At 68.7% G+C, this 15,419-nt stretch carries 16 protein-coding genes; 8 read left to right on the plus strand and 8 right to left on the minus strand.

Annotated elements, in window-relative coordinates; genetic code table 11:
• Window positions 1-28: 28 nt before the first annotated feature.
• Together VAR608DRAFT_RS38390 and VAR608DRAFT_RS15195 are read right to left on the minus strand one after the other, a co-directional pair.
• Entirely contained in the window at window positions 29-925 is an 897-nt protein-coding gene (locus VAR608DRAFT_RS38390) for a copper chaperone PCu(A)C (RefSeq protein WP_088958801.1), read from the minus strand.
• Window positions 926-1,073: 148 nt separating this feature from the next.
• Window positions 1,074-1,430, minus strand: a complete 357-nt coding sequence (locus VAR608DRAFT_RS15195) for a hypothetical protein (protein WP_088954808.1) — start codon at window positions 1,428-1,430, stop codon at window positions 1,074-1,076.
• A 75-nt stretch (window positions 1,431-1,505) separates the two neighbouring features.
• Between VAR608DRAFT_RS15195 and VAR608DRAFT_RS15200 the strand changes: the two genes are divergently transcribed.
• Both VAR608DRAFT_RS15200 and VAR608DRAFT_RS15205 read left to right on the plus strand, forming a co-directional pair.
• A complete protein-coding gene (locus tag VAR608DRAFT_RS15200; protein WP_088954809.1) occupies window positions 1,506-1,916 on the plus strand; it encodes a VOC family protein in 411 nt (136 codons plus the stop codon).
• Complete coding sequence (locus tag VAR608DRAFT_RS15205) at window positions 1,913-3,091, plus strand: toxin-antitoxin system YwqK family antitoxin (protein WP_157730983.1); 1,179 nt, start codon at window positions 1,913-1,915, stop codon at window positions 3,089-3,091. The genes VAR608DRAFT_RS15200 and VAR608DRAFT_RS15205 overlap by 4 nt, the downstream gene beginning before the upstream one ends.
• Before the next feature lie 9 nt (window positions 3,092-3,100).
• On the opposite strand, the gene VAR608DRAFT_RS15210 is transcribed toward VAR608DRAFT_RS15205, so the two are convergent.
• Genes VAR608DRAFT_RS15210 through VAR608DRAFT_RS15220 form a run of 3 tightly spaced genes read right to left on the minus strand, consistent with a single transcriptional unit; the run spans window position 3,101 to window position 6,070 of the window.
• Entirely contained in the window at window positions 3,101-4,075 is a 975-nt protein-coding gene (locus VAR608DRAFT_RS15210; protein WP_088954810.1) for a Bug family tripartite tricarboxylate transporter substrate binding protein, read from the minus strand.
• A 40-nt stretch (window positions 4,076-4,115) separates the two neighbouring features.
• Window positions 4,116-4,328: a DUF2783 domain-containing protein gene (locus VAR608DRAFT_RS15215; protein ID WP_088954811.1), complete on the minus strand. Its 213-nt coding sequence runs from the start codon at window positions 4,326-4,328 to the stop codon at window positions 4,116-4,118.
• A complete protein-coding gene (locus VAR608DRAFT_RS15220; RefSeq protein WP_088954812.1) occupies window positions 4,325-6,070 on the minus strand; it encodes an FAD-dependent monooxygenase in 1,746 nt (581 codons plus the stop codon). The genes VAR608DRAFT_RS15215 and VAR608DRAFT_RS15220 overlap by 4 nt, the downstream gene beginning before the upstream one ends.
• 85 nt (window positions 6,071-6,155) lie before the next feature.
• Between VAR608DRAFT_RS15220 and VAR608DRAFT_RS15225 the strand changes: the two genes are divergently transcribed.
• Window positions 6,156-6,929, plus strand: a complete 774-nt coding sequence (locus VAR608DRAFT_RS15225; protein ID WP_088954813.1) for a LuxR C-terminal-related transcriptional regulator — start codon at window positions 6,156-6,158, stop codon at window positions 6,927-6,929.
• A gap of 370 nt (window positions 6,930-7,299) precedes the next feature.
• Entirely contained in the window at window positions 7,300-8,310 is a 1,011-nt protein-coding gene (locus VAR608DRAFT_RS15230; protein WP_157730985.1) for a TIR domain-containing protein, read from the plus strand.
• Between the two features lies 1 nt (window position 8,311).
• On the opposite strand, the gene VAR608DRAFT_RS15235 is transcribed toward VAR608DRAFT_RS15230, so the two are convergent.
• Entirely contained in the window at window positions 8,312-9,343 is a 1,032-nt protein-coding gene (locus tag VAR608DRAFT_RS15235) for a fumarylacetoacetate hydrolase family protein (RefSeq protein ID WP_088954815.1), read from the minus strand.
• 100 nt (window positions 9,344-9,443) lie between these two features.
• Here VAR608DRAFT_RS15235 and VAR608DRAFT_RS15240 point away from each other — a divergent pair, with 100 nt between their 5' ends.
• The 3 genes from VAR608DRAFT_RS15240 (at window position 9,444) to VAR608DRAFT_RS15250 (ending at window position 12,115) form a co-directional block, all read left to right on the plus strand.
• Complete coding sequence (locus VAR608DRAFT_RS15240; protein WP_088954816.1) at window positions 9,444-10,580, plus strand: DUF3108 domain-containing protein; 1,137 nt, start codon at window positions 9,444-9,446, stop codon at window positions 10,578-10,580.
• A gap of 70 nt (window positions 10,581-10,650) precedes the next feature.
• On the plus strand, window positions 10,651-11,721 hold the full coding sequence (gene ydiK / locus VAR608DRAFT_RS15245; protein ID WP_088954817.1) for an AI-2E family transporter YdiK: 1,071 nt from the start codon (window positions 10,651-10,653) through the stop codon (window positions 11,719-11,721).
• Between the two features lie 115 nt (window positions 11,722-11,836).
• Window positions 11,837-12,115 carry a BTH_I0359 family protein gene (locus tag VAR608DRAFT_RS15250; protein ID WP_172843856.1) on the plus strand — a complete coding sequence of 93 codons (279 nt, stop codon included), beginning with the start codon at window positions 11,837-11,839 and terminating at the stop codon, window positions 12,113-12,115.
• A gap of 42 nt (window positions 12,116-12,157) precedes the next feature.
• Here the strand turns inward: VAR608DRAFT_RS15250 and VAR608DRAFT_RS15255 are convergent, their stop codons facing one another.
• A complete protein-coding gene (locus VAR608DRAFT_RS15255) occupies window positions 12,158-13,261 on the minus strand; it encodes an AbrB family transcriptional regulator (protein WP_088954819.1) in 1,104 nt (367 codons plus the stop codon).
• 8 nt (window positions 13,262-13,269) lie between these two features.
• On the opposite strand from VAR608DRAFT_RS15255, the gene VAR608DRAFT_RS15260 reads away from it, so the two are divergent.
• Window positions 13,270-14,094, plus strand: coding sequence for a ChaN family lipoprotein (locus tag VAR608DRAFT_RS15260; RefSeq protein ID WP_088954820.1), 825 nt, complete (start codon window positions 13,270-13,272; stop codon window positions 14,092-14,094).
• On the opposite strand, the gene VAR608DRAFT_RS15265 is transcribed toward VAR608DRAFT_RS15260, so the two are convergent.
• Window positions 14,078-15,412 carry an aminotransferase class III-fold pyridoxal phosphate-dependent enzyme gene (locus VAR608DRAFT_RS15265; protein ID WP_088954821.1) on the minus strand — a complete coding sequence of 445 codons (1,335 nt, stop codon included), beginning with the start codon at window positions 15,410-15,412 and terminating at the stop codon, window positions 14,078-14,080. The genes VAR608DRAFT_RS15260 and VAR608DRAFT_RS15265 overlap by 17 nt on opposite strands.
• Window positions 15,413-15,419: the final 7 nt, after the last annotated feature.

Genomic DNA, 15,419 nt, shown 5'->3' on the forward strand with positions numbered 1-15,419 from the left:
TTTGGGCCGCCCGCGCCGCCCTCTGTCGTCAATGCTTGTGCTCGCCGGCCGCGGCCGCTCCGGCGGCGGTCTGCACCGGCACCTTGATCTCGAGCGAGCTCTTCCGTCCCTTGGCGTCTTCGAAGAGCAGCGTCAGCGGCACGCTCGTTCCATTGGCGAGCGGCTGCTTCAGGTCCATCAGCATCAGGTGGGAGCCGCCCGGCTTGAGCTCGACCGTCTGCCGCGCCGGAAGGTCCAGACTCGGCAGACCGCGCATGCGCATGGTGTCGCCTTCCATCTTCATCTCGTGGACTTCGGCGACGCCGGCGGCCGGCGTGGAGGCGCCGACGAGGCGCGTGCCGGACGGTGCGTTGAGCTTCATGAAGGCGCCGGTGCCGCTCTGGCCGGGCACCGCAGCGCGGATCCATGCATCGCGCACGTCGACCGGCGCGACGCCGGCGGCCAGCACGTCGAGCCGCGCCGCCGGGCTGCCGAGGCCGGTGGTGGACGTGCCGCTGGCGGGGATCTGCGCCCAGTCGGCGCTGCCGACGTCGCAGTTCTGCAGCACCTTGAACCAGAGCACGCCCGGCGTGGCGGGCAGCTTGCCGCGCAGCACGAACTCGGCGCGCTCGCCGGTGGGCAGCGCGGCCTGGGCGTTCTCCGCCGTCCAGCGCACTTCGCCGCCGTTGTCGCCGGCCGGCGGCGCTTCGAGCTTCCAGCCCTTGCGCGCCTGCGCATCGGTGAAGGCGAAACCCTTGGGCAGCCGCACGGTGATGCCGGTTGTGCTCTTCGCGCCTTCACAGGCGTGGCCGACGCGGAAGGCGGCTTCGTAGTCGCTGCCGGCGGTGGCGCCGCCGGGCGGCAAGGTCACGTGCGCGAAGGCGCTGCCGCTGCCCGCGAGCACGATGCAGGCGGCGAGTTGGCGGATAGAGAAGGATGCGTTCATGGAAGTGTTCATCGGAGACTTTCGTGAAGTGTTCAATCGGAGGTCGTAGAGAAGACGGCTCCTCGGCGTCCGCGCGGGAACGCCGATCAATTGGGGGAACCGTCGCGGGCGCGCACGAGAGCACCACGCGAGGCGAAGCCGATCGATCTCAGAGCAGGCTGGGCGGGCCGCGCGCCGGCAGGGGCGCGGCGGTGGCCGCGGCAAGGCGCGCGGCCGGCATCGACCGAACCGCATGCGAGAGCGGCTGGGTCGATGGAAGCGAAATCACGGGAGAAGGCGGCGGCGCGCCGGCCACCATGCACAGCGCGCAATCGAAATGGGAGGCGCCCATTTCCTGGATGCCGTCATCGGTATGCACGACCACCTTCACCGCGCCAGTGCCGGAACAGAGAAGCTCCATGGCTTGCGGATGAACCACCGGCGACGCGATCGCCGCGCAGAGCGACAGCGCGAACCACATCAGCACGAAGCTGACGAGGCGGCGGGCGCGGCGCAGGGGATCCATGGCCAGGCATTATGAACGGGACTCGCCACGGCCCCCCTGCTTGTGGAAAATGCCGCACCAGACACAGAAAGTCACATGTCGATCTTTCACCTTGCCTTCAATGTCCGCGACCTCGACGAGGCCCGGCGCTTCTATGGCGGCGCGCTCGGCTGCGCCGAGGGTCGCAGCACCGACACCTGGGTCGATTTCGACTTCTTCGGCCACCAGATCTCGCTCCACCTGGGCGAGCCCTTCGCCACCGCGCGCACCGGCCGCGTCGGCGACGTGATGGTGCCGATGCCGCACTTCGGCATCGTGCTGGAGCTGCCCGCGTGGCGCGCGCTGGCCGACCGCCTCGAAGCCGCCGGCACCGATTTCGTGCTCCGCCCGCAAGTGCGCTTCGAGGGCCAGCCGGGCGAGCAATGGACGATGTTCTTCCACGATCCCTTCGGCAACCCGATCGAAGCCAAGGGCTTCCGGTCGCTGGACACCGTCTACGCCACATGACGCACCGCGCGGCGCTCTCCGTGCATGCCGCGGGTCCGATCGCGGCCGCGCTGCTGCTCGCGCACGGGGCGGCGCACGCGGTGCAGGACTGCGAGATCAACGGCGTCGCCGTGAATCCGGCCAATAGCGCGACGACCGCCGGCAAGTCCGGCCTGATGCGCTGCCGGGACCACGACACCCGCGAGCCGATGCGCGAGCAGCAGATCCAGAGCGGCACCTTCGAGGGCGTCGTGCGTTACTACGACAAGGGCAAGCTCGCGAAGGAATACAACGCGAACGCGGCCGGCAACATGCACGGCCCGGCGCGCGAGTTCGCGCCCAACGGCAAGGTGGTGCGCGAAGCCAGCTACGACGACGGCCACGAGATCGGGCTCGTGCGCAGCTTCTATCCCTCGGGCCAGTTGCGCCGCGTGACCTACTTCGCCGACGCGGCGGGCGAGCGCGCCTTCGCCGAATTCACCGAGCGCGGCCAGCTCTCGGCGCTGCGCTGCGGCGACAAGCCGGTGCTCGGGCCGACCACCGACGACGCGAAGCTCTGCGGCTTCGGCGGCAACCCGTCACGGGTCGAGCTGTTCGACGGCAAGGGCATCCTGCGCTCGCGCCTGTCGTATCTCTCGGGCAAGCGCGTGCGCAGCGAGGACTTCTACGACAACGGCAGGCCCGCGGCACAGGACGAACTCGCGGGCAACCAGCGCACCGAGCGGCGCTTCTCATCCGAAGGCGTCAAGCGCCGCGAAGTGGTGTCGCTGCTCACCGAGCGCGGCGCGATCCGGCAGCGCGACCAGGAGTTCTCCGAGCGTGGCACGCTGGTGCGCGACCAGCGCTGGAGCGCCGCCGGCGATCCGGTCACCGACGAGAGCTTCTACCTGAACGGCCAGCCGCGCAGCAAGGCCGTCTACGGCGTGGACGGCGGCAGCCGGCTGATCGAGATCACCGAGTACTACGACAACGGCCAGCGTGCAGCGGTGGGCCGCTACGTCGCGACCGATCGCTTCCGCCAGACGCCGATCGGCACGCACCAGCGCTTCGACGAGAAGGGAACGCTGATCGCCGAGTCGATCTACGACGAGAACGGCCGCGTCACGCGCGAGCGCGCATGGGACGCCGGCGGCAAGCTCGAGCGCGACGACCAGGTGTTCGAGGACGGCTCGCGAAAGGAATTCTCGAGCCAGTGAACATCGGGCTCAGTCCAGCTTGATGTCGGCGGCCTTGATGATCGGACCCCAGCGGCGCGATTCGGCGCGAGACAGCGCAAAGAACTGCTGCGGCGTGCCGGGCATGGCTTCCATGCCGAAATCGGCGAAGCGCTTCTCTACCGCGGGCGTGGTGAAGGCCTTGTTCAGATCCGCATTGAGCCGGTTGACGACCGCGGGCGGCATGCCCGCCGGGCCGAGGATGCCCTGGAAGGCGAACACTTCCGAATTGGGCACGCCCACTTCGGCGAGCGTCGGCACGTCGGGCAAGAGCTTCGAGCGCGCGCCCGAGCCGATCGCCAGCACGCGCACCTTCTTGCCCTGCATGATCGACAGGCCCGAGGCGAGGTCGAGGAACATGCACGGCACCTGGCCGCCCATCACATCGGCCATCGCCGGCGCCGCGCCGCGGTAGGGGATGTGCGTGATGAAAGTGCCGGTGCGGTTCTTGAACATCTCCATCGCCAGGTGGTGCGGCGAGCCGTTGCCGGGCGAGGCGTAGTTGACCTTGCCGGGATTGGCCTTCACGTAGGCCAGGAAAGCCTTGAAGTCCTTCGCCGGGAAATCCGGATGCACCACCAGCGCGAGCGGGAACTTGCCGATCGCGCCGATGTAGCTGAAGTCCTTTTCGGGGTTGAACGGCAGCTTGTTGAACAGGTGCTCGTTGAAGGCCAGCACCGCGTTGTCCGCCGACAGGATGGTGTAGCCGTCCGGCTTGGACCTGGCGACGATCTCGGCGCCGATGTTGGTCGATGCGCCGGGGCGGTTGTCGATGACGATCTGCTGGCCCAGCGTCTGGCGCATGGCCTCGGAGAGCGTGCGCGCGATCACGTCGGTGCCGCCGCCCGCCGGGTAGGGCACCACCCACTTGACGAGCTGCTGGGGATAGTCCTGGGCCCGGGCCCACGGCGCTGCGCCTGCGGCTGCCGTCGCGGCCAGCGTGGTGAGCAGAGTTCTGCGATCCATCGAATGGTCTCCTGGTCTTCTGGATGTCGGTATGGAAGGGTCAGTCCCCGGCGGCGGACAAGGACGGCACGGGCAGGCCGTCGAGCGCCTGCGCCAGTGCGGCGCGGCAGCGTGCTTCATCGCCGACCTGCTCGAACAGCAGCAGGGCCAGCCGCGCGAGGAAGAGCGATTCTCGCTCGGTGCCGGCCTCGCTGATGGCGCGGGCGCATTCGGCATAGACGCGATCGCGCGCGTCGAGATCAAGGGCAGTCATGAGCGTTCCGTTTCGACAAGGAAGGAGGCACGCGCGAGCGCGCGAAGCAAGGCGCCCTTGGGCACCCGGCGCCAGCGCGCGGCGACGTGGCCGTCGGGGCGCAGCAGATACACCGCGCCCTGCGCCGCACCGAGCGCGGCGAACACCGACGCGTCGGCGCTGCGGGGCGGCAGTTCGCACACGTTCAGCGCGAGCGGACCGGCCTTTGCGTCGGCGATCTCGGCGGCCAGCGCCTCGTCCGTCTTGTCCATGTTGAGCACCAGCACCATGAAGGTCGGCCGCAGCCGGTCGCTCAGATGCAGGTCGTGCGCGAGCGGCTGCTCGGGCATCGCCTCGCCGGGGCACGGGCCCGCCGTCAGGCCGTCGCCTCCGGTGGAGAGCACCGAATCGCGGTACTCGACCGCCTGGGTCTGGCGCGGATTGATCAGGTTCGCGATGCCGCGATGCGCGCCCGACAGCGACAGCGCCGCCTCGCGCAGCAGGTCGAAGCCGCGCGACGGCGGCGACATGAATTCGGTGCTGCGCATCGCGCTCTCGGCATTGATGTGGAAGGCCGCGATGCGCTCCTGCGAGTAGCTGTCGAGCAATGCGACATCGGACAGTCCGCGCACCACGTGCGCCAGCTTCCACGCGAGGTTGTCGGCATCGTCGAAGCCCGAGTTCAGTCCGCGCACGCCGAAGATCGGCATCGCGTGCGCGGCATTGCCGGCGAACAGCACGCGGCCGTGGCGGTAGTCCTCGAGCGTCATCGCGCCGGCGCGGTAGACCGAGGTCCAGACCGTCTTCCACGGCAGGTGGCCTTCGCCGATCGCATCGAGATGGCGCTGCACGAATTCGGTCACCGCCGCGGGCTGCAGCGCCTCCTCGGTGCTCTGGCCGGCACGCAGCTGGTAGTCGATGCGCCAGATGTCATCGGGCTGCTTGTGCATCAGCACGGTCGAGCCGGGATTCCACGGCGGATCGAACCACGCGCGCCGCTCGGTAGGGTGGCCGCTGTGCAGCTCGATGTCGATGATCACGTAGCGGCCTTCGTAGGCCGTGCCTTCGAGATTGAGGCCGAGCGACTTGCGCACGAAGCTCTGCCCGCCGTCGCAGCCGACCAGCCATTGCCCGCGCAACCGGTAGGCACCCAGCGCGTTGCGCGCCGACAGCACGAGGCCATCGCCTTCCTCCGAGAAGCCGGTGAGCTCGGTGCCCCAGCGGATGTCGATCAGCCCCGGCGTCTCGGCGTTGCGGCGCACGATCTCGTCCAGCAGGTACTGCTCGATGTAGTACTGCTCGAGGTTGATCATCGGCGGCAGCTTCTGTTGCGCGCTGGTCGGCATCTCGAAGCGGAAGACTTCATCGGTCTTGTAGAAGCTGCGGCCGCCGGCCCACGGCAGGCCCTTGGCCATGAAGGCCGGCAGCGCGCCCAGGCGCTCGACGATCTCCAGGCTGCGGCGCGAGATGCAGGCCGCACGGCTGCCCACGCAGACGGTGTCGTCGGCCTCCAGGATCACGCTGCGCACGCCATGGTTGGCCAGCCCGAGCGCGAGCGCCATGCCGACCGGACCACCGCCGGCGATCACGACCGGATGACGGCCCGGCTCCATGCCGTCTTCGAGCAGCGGCAGCCGCGGCGCGAAGCGCGTGTAGTCGAAGGCGCCGACGGAGGGCGGCAGATCGCCTGCGACCGGCGGCAAGGGGCCGGTCGCGGCATCGCCGGCACGCGCGGCGGGAGGAGAGACGGCAGCGGTGTTCATGCGACGGGATTGTCCCGATGCGACGAGACGCGCGACGTCGTAACTTCGTACGAGGTATTAACCCGAATCCGAGTCTGGAATCCCGATGAAGCGCTGGCCCGTGCGCGAAGCCGATCAAATCCCACTCGCGCCGGCGCTGGTCAGCGGTGTGCTGGCCGGCATCGGCACCTCGCATCTGGCGGCGAGCTACCTGTCGGCGATGCATCGCGTGCTGCCGGTGACGTTCTGTACCGTGTTCGCGGCCAGTGCGTCGGGCCGCATCGAAACCGTGTCCGCCGCCAGCACCTACGGCAACACTGCGGAACGCACGGCCGAGCGCTACGTCGCGGAACGCTTCGATCTGCTCGACCCCAACATGGCCTGGCTCGCGGCGCGCAAGCTGCCGAAGCGGCCGCAGCTCTGGATGGGGCATCACACGGCCGAGGACGTGGCCGATCCGGCCTATCGCGCCGCCTGCTACACCGACGTCGGCATCCGCGAGCGGGCCTCGGTGCTGGTGCTGCTGCCGACCGGCCAGCGCGCGGCGGTGAGCTTCTACCGCAGCCTCGCGCAGCCGGACTTCGACGAGCACGATTTCGCACGCCTCGAAGCGCACGCGCAGCTGCTGGCCGACGCCACGGTCGCGCACGCCCGCAGCACCGCCGCACGGCACGAGGCCGCCGAGCCGCTGCTCGCTTCGCGCCTCCTGGTGCTGAGCCTGCGCGAGCGCGAGGTCATCGGCCACCTGCTCGCGGGGAAGACCGCCAAGGAAGCGGCGCGCGAGATCGGCATCGAACTCACCACCGCGCGCACGCACCAGTACCGCGCGTTCCGCCGGCTCGGGATCGGGACTTTGAAGGAGTTGCTCACCCGGTCTTGAGGTCGAAATCACTCAACGCCGTGAAATGCATCTCGACTCGACTCAAGCTTGGCTAAAACCCAGACGCGCTTGGTTGAGGCATAGGGCGCCCCGCGGATTGTCGATGAAAAGCCAAATCAGCAACAGGTTTGGCGCTCGTGTCGTTACCAGCGACATGAGGCATCAACGTGTCGACAAAATCAAAAAACAGCGACACGTTCTATTGACGTGTCGCCAGCAGCGACATATCCGTAGGCGGCGCTTGCCGCCGGCGGCTGAGCGAGCTGCTGCGCGGCCCGCATGCATGACCTCCGGCCGATGTACGGCAAGCGCGGCGCAGCCCACAATGCGATCGCCTTCCGTTCATCAATGCCATGGAGAGAGGAAGCACATGCAAGACAGCCCCAACGACGTCTTCGTCGGCAGTTCATCGGAGTTCCTGGCGAAGAACAAGCAATTCGTTCCGCTCTTGAAGGACATCTTCTCCAAGGCAGAACTCGACCCTCCGCTGAACGTCAACCTGTGGGGCGACTGGTTCGAAGGGCATATCGGCGCCGAGACCTACCAGATCCTCGACCTCGCGGCCAAGACCTGCGAATGGGCGATCCTCGTCTTCAGCCAGGACGACCTGCGCCAGACCGTCGCGGAATCGTTGAAGAAGGTGGAGGACGCCAAGGCCCAGAACACGAAGATCACGGTGCGCGACAACGTGCTTTTCGAGCTGGGCCTCTTCTACGGCCACATCGGCACCAAGCGCGTGTTCATCCTGGAGCAGGTCGGCAAGGGCGAGGCGAGCCATGTGGCCGGCGACATCCGCGGCATCCAGCGGCTGCGCTTCTCGGACAAGAAGAGCCTGGAGGCCGCCCTGCTCCGGATCGTGGCGCTGATCAAGGAGCGGTCGGCGGACTTCCTTCCGCGCTGGGCGCCGGCATCGTCCCTGGCCATCGGCTACTACGAGCAGGCGGTCCGGCCCTTCGTCGAAAGGCGCCGCGAGCACGAGGCGAAGCTGGGGCCGTTCACGGTGGAGCTGCTGGTGCCGCACAACTCCTTCCACGGGCTGGACATCGCCAATGTCCGTCACGTGTTCGGCGCGGCATGCGAGCAGACCGACGCGGCGGGCGGCGCGGAAGGCAGGCCGATGCTGTGGGCCTTCAAGGGCAAGCGGGATGTCTACTTCGACATCCCGACCACGCTGCTGACCGCGGAGCGCGTGATCGACGGCTACATGGCCAACACCGCCACCGCCATGGAGAAGGAACGGATGTACCGCTCGCAGGCGAATGCCTTCGCCAATGAGGTCCGGATGCGCAGCAAGGCATTCCGCGAGGTCCGGATCGTCGATCTGCGCGACATCGACGAGATCCGTGCCTACCTCGAAGCGAAGCGGCGTGCGATCGGGTAGATCAGCCGGCGGCGCCGGCCGCCGCGCCCGCGGGCGACACCACTTCCTGGTCGATCGCGCCGAAGATCGAGTGGCCGTCCTTGCCCTTCATCTCGATGCGGATGGTGTCGCCGAACTTCATGAACTCGGTGCTCGGCTGGCCGTCCTGGATGGTCTCGATGCAGCGCTTCTCGGCGATGCAGCTGTAGCCCCTGGGCCACTCCATGCGGCCGTCTTTTTCGACGCCCTTGTTGCTCACCGTGCCGCTGCCGACGATGCTGCCGGCGCGCACGTTGCGCGTCTTGGCGATGTGTGCGACGAGTTCGCCGAAGTGGAAGGTCATTTCCTCGCCCGCATCGCACATGCCGACCTTGCGGCCGTTCCAGGTGCTTTGCAGCTGGAGGTGCACGCGGCCGCCCTGCCAGGCGTCGCCGAGCTCGTCGATCGTCACCGCCACGGGGCTGAACGAGGTCGCGGGCTTGCTCTGGAAGAAGCCGAAGCCCTTGGCCAGTTCGGCCGGGATCAGGTTGCGCAGGCTGACGTCGTTGGCGAGCATCACGAGACGGATGCCGTCGAGCGCCTGCGCCGGCGTGGCGCCCATCTTCACGTCGCCGGTGACGACGGCGATCTCGGCCTCGAAGTCGATGCCGAAGGCCTCGCTGGGCACGACCACCGGGTCGCACGGGCCGATGAAGTCGTCGCTGCCGCCCTGGTACATGAGCGGATCGGTGTAGAAGCTCTGCGGCACCTCGGCATTGCGCGCCTTGCGCACCAGCTCGACGTGGTTGAGGTAGGCCGAGCCGTCGGCCCACTGGTAGGCGCGCGGCAGCGGCGCCATGCACTGCGACGGGTCGAACGGAAACGCATGCCGCGCGCGCCCGGTATTGAGCGCGTCGTAGAGCGCCTGGAGCTGCGGGCCGATGAAGCCCCAGTCGTCCAGCGCCTGCTGCAGGCGGTTGGCGATGCCGGTGGCGTAGTGGGCGCTCGTCAGGTCGCGGGAGACGACGACCAGCTGGCCGTCGCGCGAGCCGTCTTTGAGGGTGGCGAGTTTCATGGGTGGCGGCGGATGCCGGCGCGGCATCGCTACTAAACTGGTTGACCGGGCGGCAGTGTACCGAGGTGAACCTCGCGGCCGGCACCGGGTCCGACTTCCGATGCCGACATCCGCCCTGCTGCTCCCCCCGTCCTATGCGCCGCGTCCGCGCTGGCGCACGCTGGCGGTGGTGACGGCGATCGTGCTGGCCGGGCACCTGGCGGTGCTGGGCCTCGCGCCCTCCATCGTCGGGGCGCCGCCGGCGCCGGCGGTCGACAAGTTCATCACGCGGACCATCATCGTCGCGCCGCCCGCGGCCAGCGAGCCGCCCGCCTTGGCGCCGCCGCCGAAAGCCGAGGCCAGGCCGACGCCGAAGCCGCCGCGCCCGCATCCGGTCGCGCGTCCGCGCCCGGTGGCGCCGGCTCCGGCGCCTCAGCCGGAAACAGCGGCATCGGCTCAGCCCGGGTCGCAGGATCTGGTCTCGCAGGTTCCGCCCGAAGCCGCCGTCGCGCCGCAGGAAGCGCCCACCGGCGAAGCGACGACCGGCAACGGCGCGGGCCAGGGACCCGGCACCGGCGCAGGCGACACGGGCGGCAACATCCCCGGCTCGGTGCCGCTGCGCATCTCGGGATCGGTGCGGCTCGCCTTCGCCGCGACCGCCCAACAGGGCGCGCAGCCGATGCAGGGCGCGTTCGGCGATCTCTTCTGGCAGCAGGACGGCACGCACTACGACGCCAGCCTGTCGATCAAGTTCCTGTTCGTGACCTTCCGCAACACGCGCAGCACCGGCGTGATCGGGCCGACGGGCATCGAGCCGCTGCGCTATTCGGACAAACGCCGCACCGAGGTGGCCTCGCATTTCGTGCGCGACCAGAAGACGGTGGTCTTCAGCAACAACTCGCCCGCCGCGCCGCTGCTGGCGGGCGCGCAGGACCGGCTGAGCGTGGTCATGCAGCTCGGCGCGCTGATGGCGGGCGACCCGGGGCGCTATCCGCCGGACTCGGTCATCGCCGTGCAGACGGTCGGCCCGAGCGACGCGGAGATCTGGACCTTCACGATCTCGGGCGACGAGCAGGTCGCGGTGCAGGCCGGCGAGTTCACCGCGCGCAAGCTCACGCGCAACCCGCGCAAGCCCTTCGACGACAAGATCGAGCTGTGGCTCGCGCCCGAGCTCGGCTATCTGCCGATACGCATCCGGCAGACTCAGTCCAACGGCGATTTCATCGACCTGCAGTTGCGCGAGAAGGTGCCGATGTAGCCGGATCGGCCCCGAGGCGGCCGACTTCGGTGACACTGCAAGGCGTCCAAGCAACCCGCGCCGCCGCACCATGCCCGACATTCGATCCGACCTGGCCAAGACCACCTTCAGCGTCCTGAGCATCGCGCTCCTCATCGCCTCGTCGCTCTGGATCCTGCGTCCGTTCCTGGGCGCCACGATCTGGGCCGCGATGGTGGTGGTGGCGAGCTGGCCGGCGCTGCTGTGGTTCGAAGAGAAGCTTTGGGGGCGACGCAGCCTCGCGGTGCTGGTGATGATGCTGATCCTGCTGCTGCTGTTCGTGCTGCCGCTGACGATGGCGATCTCGACCATCGCCGCCAACGCCGACGAGGTCTACACCTGGGTCAAGACGCTGATCAGCCGGGGAGCGCCCGAACTGCCGGCCTGGATCGGCAGCCTGCCCTTCGTCGGGCCCAGGCTGACCGCGGCCTGGAACGCGCAGGTCGCCTCGGGCGTGTCCGGGCTCGAATCCCAGATCGCGCCCTATGCCAAGCAGGTCACCACATGGTTGCTCGCGCAAGCGGGCGTGGTCGGCGCGCTGACCTTGCAGTTCCTCCTCACCGTCGTCATCGCGGGCCTGATGTACGCCCAGGGCGAGACCGCCGCGGCCACGATGCGGCAGTTCGGCCGCAAGCTCGGCGGCGAGCGCGGCGAAGGCGCAGTCGTGCTGGCCGGCAAGGCGATCCGCGGCGTCGCGCTCGGGGTGGGCGTCACCGCGATCGTGCAGGCGGTCATGGGCGGCATCGGCCTCGCGATCGCCGGGGTGCCTTTCGCGGCCCTGCTGACCGCGATGATGTTCATGTTCTGCATCGTCCAGATCGGCCCGACCCTGGTGCTGGCGCCGGCGGTGGTCTGGGTGTTCTGGAGCGGCTCGACCGGCTGGGGCATCTTCCTCCTGGTCTGGACCATCATCGTCGGGACGATGGACAACTTCCTGCGCCCGTTCCTGATCAAGCGCGGCGCGGACCTGCCGCTGCTCTTGATCTTCGCGGGCGTGATCGGCGGGCTGCTCGCCTTCGGGCTGGTCGGGATCTTCGTCGGGCCGGTGTTGCTGGCCGTCTCGTACACGCTGATGGTCGCCTGGCTGGACGATCCGGAGCCGCTTTCCACGCCGGCGAGGTAAAAAGTCACAAAAAGATACAGGCCCATTCCTACGCTGTGACGACGGATATTGAAACTGGCGCGTTGATTGCTATCTAACGACCATGAACGCTATCGAAATCCTCACAGGACCCGCCATGCAAATGCTCTACGACTCCGACTCCTTCGTCGTCGTGCACGTGCAGCCGACCGAAGGCGACGCGCCCGTGGCGCCGAACGTCCCGGCCCTGGCGCGCCATGGCTTCGAGATCGTCGACAAGCGCTCGGGCAAGGAGGTCTACCTCGATGGCTCCTGGGCCGAGCTCTTCCAGCAGCAGATCGCCGCCTGGCAGCTCAACACGCCCACGCAGGAAGAAGTCGAAGACACGCTGGAGGGCTACGCCGAACTGGCGCACACCCCGGTCCTGGTGCACTGATTCCACCTGTTCTTCATGACTGGAGCGCTTCGGCGCTCCTTTTCATTGGCGGCCGAACAGCCAGCCGTACAAGGGCCCCACGACGAGCAGCACCGCGACCAGCCGGCACACCTGGAACGCGGTCACCACCGGCACGCCGAGCTGAAGCACCTTCGCGGTGATCGACATCTCGGCGATGCCGCCGGGCGATGTCCCGAGGATCATGGTGGCGGGATGCAGCCCGGTCACCACCGCCAAGCCCCACGCAAAGGCGCCGCACAGGGCGATCAGGCCCAGCGTTCCGAGGGCGACGGTCCCGAGCCAGCGCGGCGCGGTCTGAAGGAATTCGCGGCTGAAACGCGCGCCGAGGCTGACCGCGATCACGAGCTGCGCGGTGTTCGACAGCCAGGTCGGCACCGCGGAAAGCTGGACGCCCGCGACGCTGAAGCCCATCGCCACCAACAGCGCACCGATGAACCACGGGTTGGACCGCCCCATCGCCCGCATCAGCACCGCCCCCGCGCCCGTCGCCAGCACCAGCAGGACGAGGCCGCCCGCACGGACCTCGCGCACGCTCGACAGGTTGATCTCGAGGCCGTGCATGCCGCTCCACTGCATCGCGAACGGGATCAGCACCGTCACCATCACCACCCGCAGACTGTGCGCCGAAGCCACCAGATCGGTGCGGGCGCCGGCCCGCTCGGCGAGCAGCGTCATCTCCGATGCGCCGCCGATGGCGCCTGAAAAGTAAGCCGTCGCTCTCATCGAACGCATTGGCACATGCGGCATGCGTGCCGCGTGCAACCGATAGAGCCAGTACGAGAACGCCCCGCCCATGGCGAGCGCCCAGGCGATCGCGAGCGCGATCGCCCACCAGACGCTCGCCACCAGCGCGACCACCTGCGGCGTGAAATAAAGGCCCAGCGCCGTGCCGATCATCCACTGGCCCGCGTTGCGCAAGGGCGTGTGGCTCGCGGTCGGCGCGCCGGCGATCGAAGCGATGGAGACGGCCAGCAGCGGCCCGATCATCCAGGGCAGCGGCGTGTGAAATGCCAGACAGGCACCCGCGGCGGCCAGGGCCAGCAGGAGGGTGGCGAGAACGCGGAGCGGGAATCGGAGGGTAGCGTTGGACAAGACAGATCTGACGGCGGCGCGCGGGCCGGGCATAGTACGGCATGCCCCTCCTCCGCATCCAAGCGTTCCTTCGCTTCGCGCCGCTCGTCGGCGCCGCCACGCTCATGGCCTGTGCGACCTCGCCGTCCGCCGACGCGCCGACCGAACGCCGCGTCGCCGCACTGCTGCCGGTCGACGCGCTGCTCCTCGGCGAACAGCACGACGCGCCCGAGCACCAGGTGATGGAGCGCGAAACCGTCGAGGCGCTCGCCGCCCGGGGCCGGCTGGCCGCGCTGGCGATCGAGATGGCGGAGGAAGGCAACGCCACCGGGTACTTGCCACGCGATGCGACCGAGGAGCAGGTCAAGGCCGCCCTGAGCTGGAACGACAAGGCCTGGCCCTGGAGCGCCTACGGCCCCGCGGTGATGGCGGCCGTGCGCGCGGGGGTGCCGGTGGTCGGCGCCAACCTGCCGCGCGAGCACATGAAGGACGCGATGGCCGATGTCTCGCTCGACGCGCAGTTGACGGTCGAGGCACGCACCGCGCAGGAGGAAGCGGTGCGCGCCGGCCACTGCAACCTGCTGCCCGAATCGCAGATCGCGCCGATGACGCGCATCCAGATCGCGCGCGACCGGGCCATGGCCCAGGCGATCGTCAAGTCGCGCGCACCGGGCAAGACGGTGCTGCTGGTGAGCGGCGCCGGGCACGCGAACAAGGCGCTGGGCGTGCCGCAGCACCTGCCGACCGATGTGTCGGTGAAGGTGGTGCAGATGCAGGCGGGTGCGCCGCGCGCCACCGCGGGCGCCTTCGACACCGCGTGGCCGACGCCGCCGGTGCCCGAGAAGGACTATTGCGCCGAGATCCGCCCCGTCAAGCGTTCTTCCTGATCGAGTCGGCCAGCGTGTTGACCAGCGTGTCGATGTGCGACTTCTCGACCACGTACGGCGGCGCGATCACCAGCACGTCGCCCGCCGGCCGGACCAGCGAACCCTTGTGGAAGCAGTCCAGGAAGATGTCGTAGGCGCGCTTGCCCGGCAGCCCCGTGACCGGCGCAAGCTCTACCGCGGCCGCGAGGCCCAGGCTGCGGATGCCGATCACGTTCGGCAGGCCCTTGAAGGTGCTGTGGAAGGCATCGCCCAGCACCTTGCCCATCTCGCCCGCGCGCTTGAAGAGCTGCTCTTTCCGGAACAGATCGAGCGTCGCGATCGCCGCCGCGCAGGCGACCGGGTGGCCCGAATAGGTGTAGCCGTGGAAGAACTCGACCACGTGCTCCGGCGCCGAGGTGTTCATCATGGCGTCGTAGAGCTTGTCGCGGCAGATCACGCCGCCGAGCGGGATCACGCCGTTGGTCACGCACTTGGCGAAGTTCAGCATGTCGGGCACCACGCCGTAGTAGTCCGACGCGAAGTTGGTGCCCATGCGGCCGAAGCCGGTGATGACCTCGTCGAAGATCAGGAGGATGCCGTGCCTGTCGCAGATCTCGCGCAGCCTCGTGAGGTAGCCCTTGGGCGGCACGTACCAGCCGGCCGAACCGGCGATCGGCTCGACGATGATCGCGGCCACGTTGCTCGGGTCGTGCAGCGGCAGGATGCGCTGCTCGAGGTCGGCCAGCGCATCCTCGGCCCAGACCGGCTCCTCGTTTTGGATGTAGGCGTGGTTGACCGGGTCGTGGATGAAGCGCATGTGGTCCACGCGCGGCAGGAAAGCCGAGCCGAACACCTTGCGGTTGCCCGGAATGCCGCCCACCGACATGCCGCCGAAGCCAACGCCGTGGTAGCCCTTCTCGCGGCCGATGAAGACATTGCGGTGCCCTTCGCCGCGCGCGCGGTGGTAGGCCAGCGCGACCTTCAGCGACGTATCGGCCGCCTCGCTGCCCGAATTGCAGAACAGCACCTTGTTGAGGTCGCCGGGCGCCATCGCGCTGATCATCTCGGCGGCCCGGAAGGCCTTGTCGTTGCTGACCTGGAAGGCGGTCGCGTAATCGAGCGTGTCGAGCTGCGCCTTGATCGCTTCGTTGATCGGTTTGCGGTTATGGCCGGCGCCCACGCACCAGAGCGACGAGATGCCGTCGATCACCTTGCGCCCGTCGTGCGTGGTGAACTCCATCCCGTCGGCCGCCACGAAGACCCGCGGGTCCTTCCGGAAATGGCGGTTCGGGGTGAAGGGCAACCACTGGTTGTCCATGCTGAAGTCGTTGTAAGCCATGAATCGC

Source organism: Variovorax sp. HW608 (assembly GCF_900090195.1).
Taxonomy (GTDB): Bacteria; Pseudomonadota; Gammaproteobacteria; order Burkholderiales; family Burkholderiaceae_C; genus Variovorax.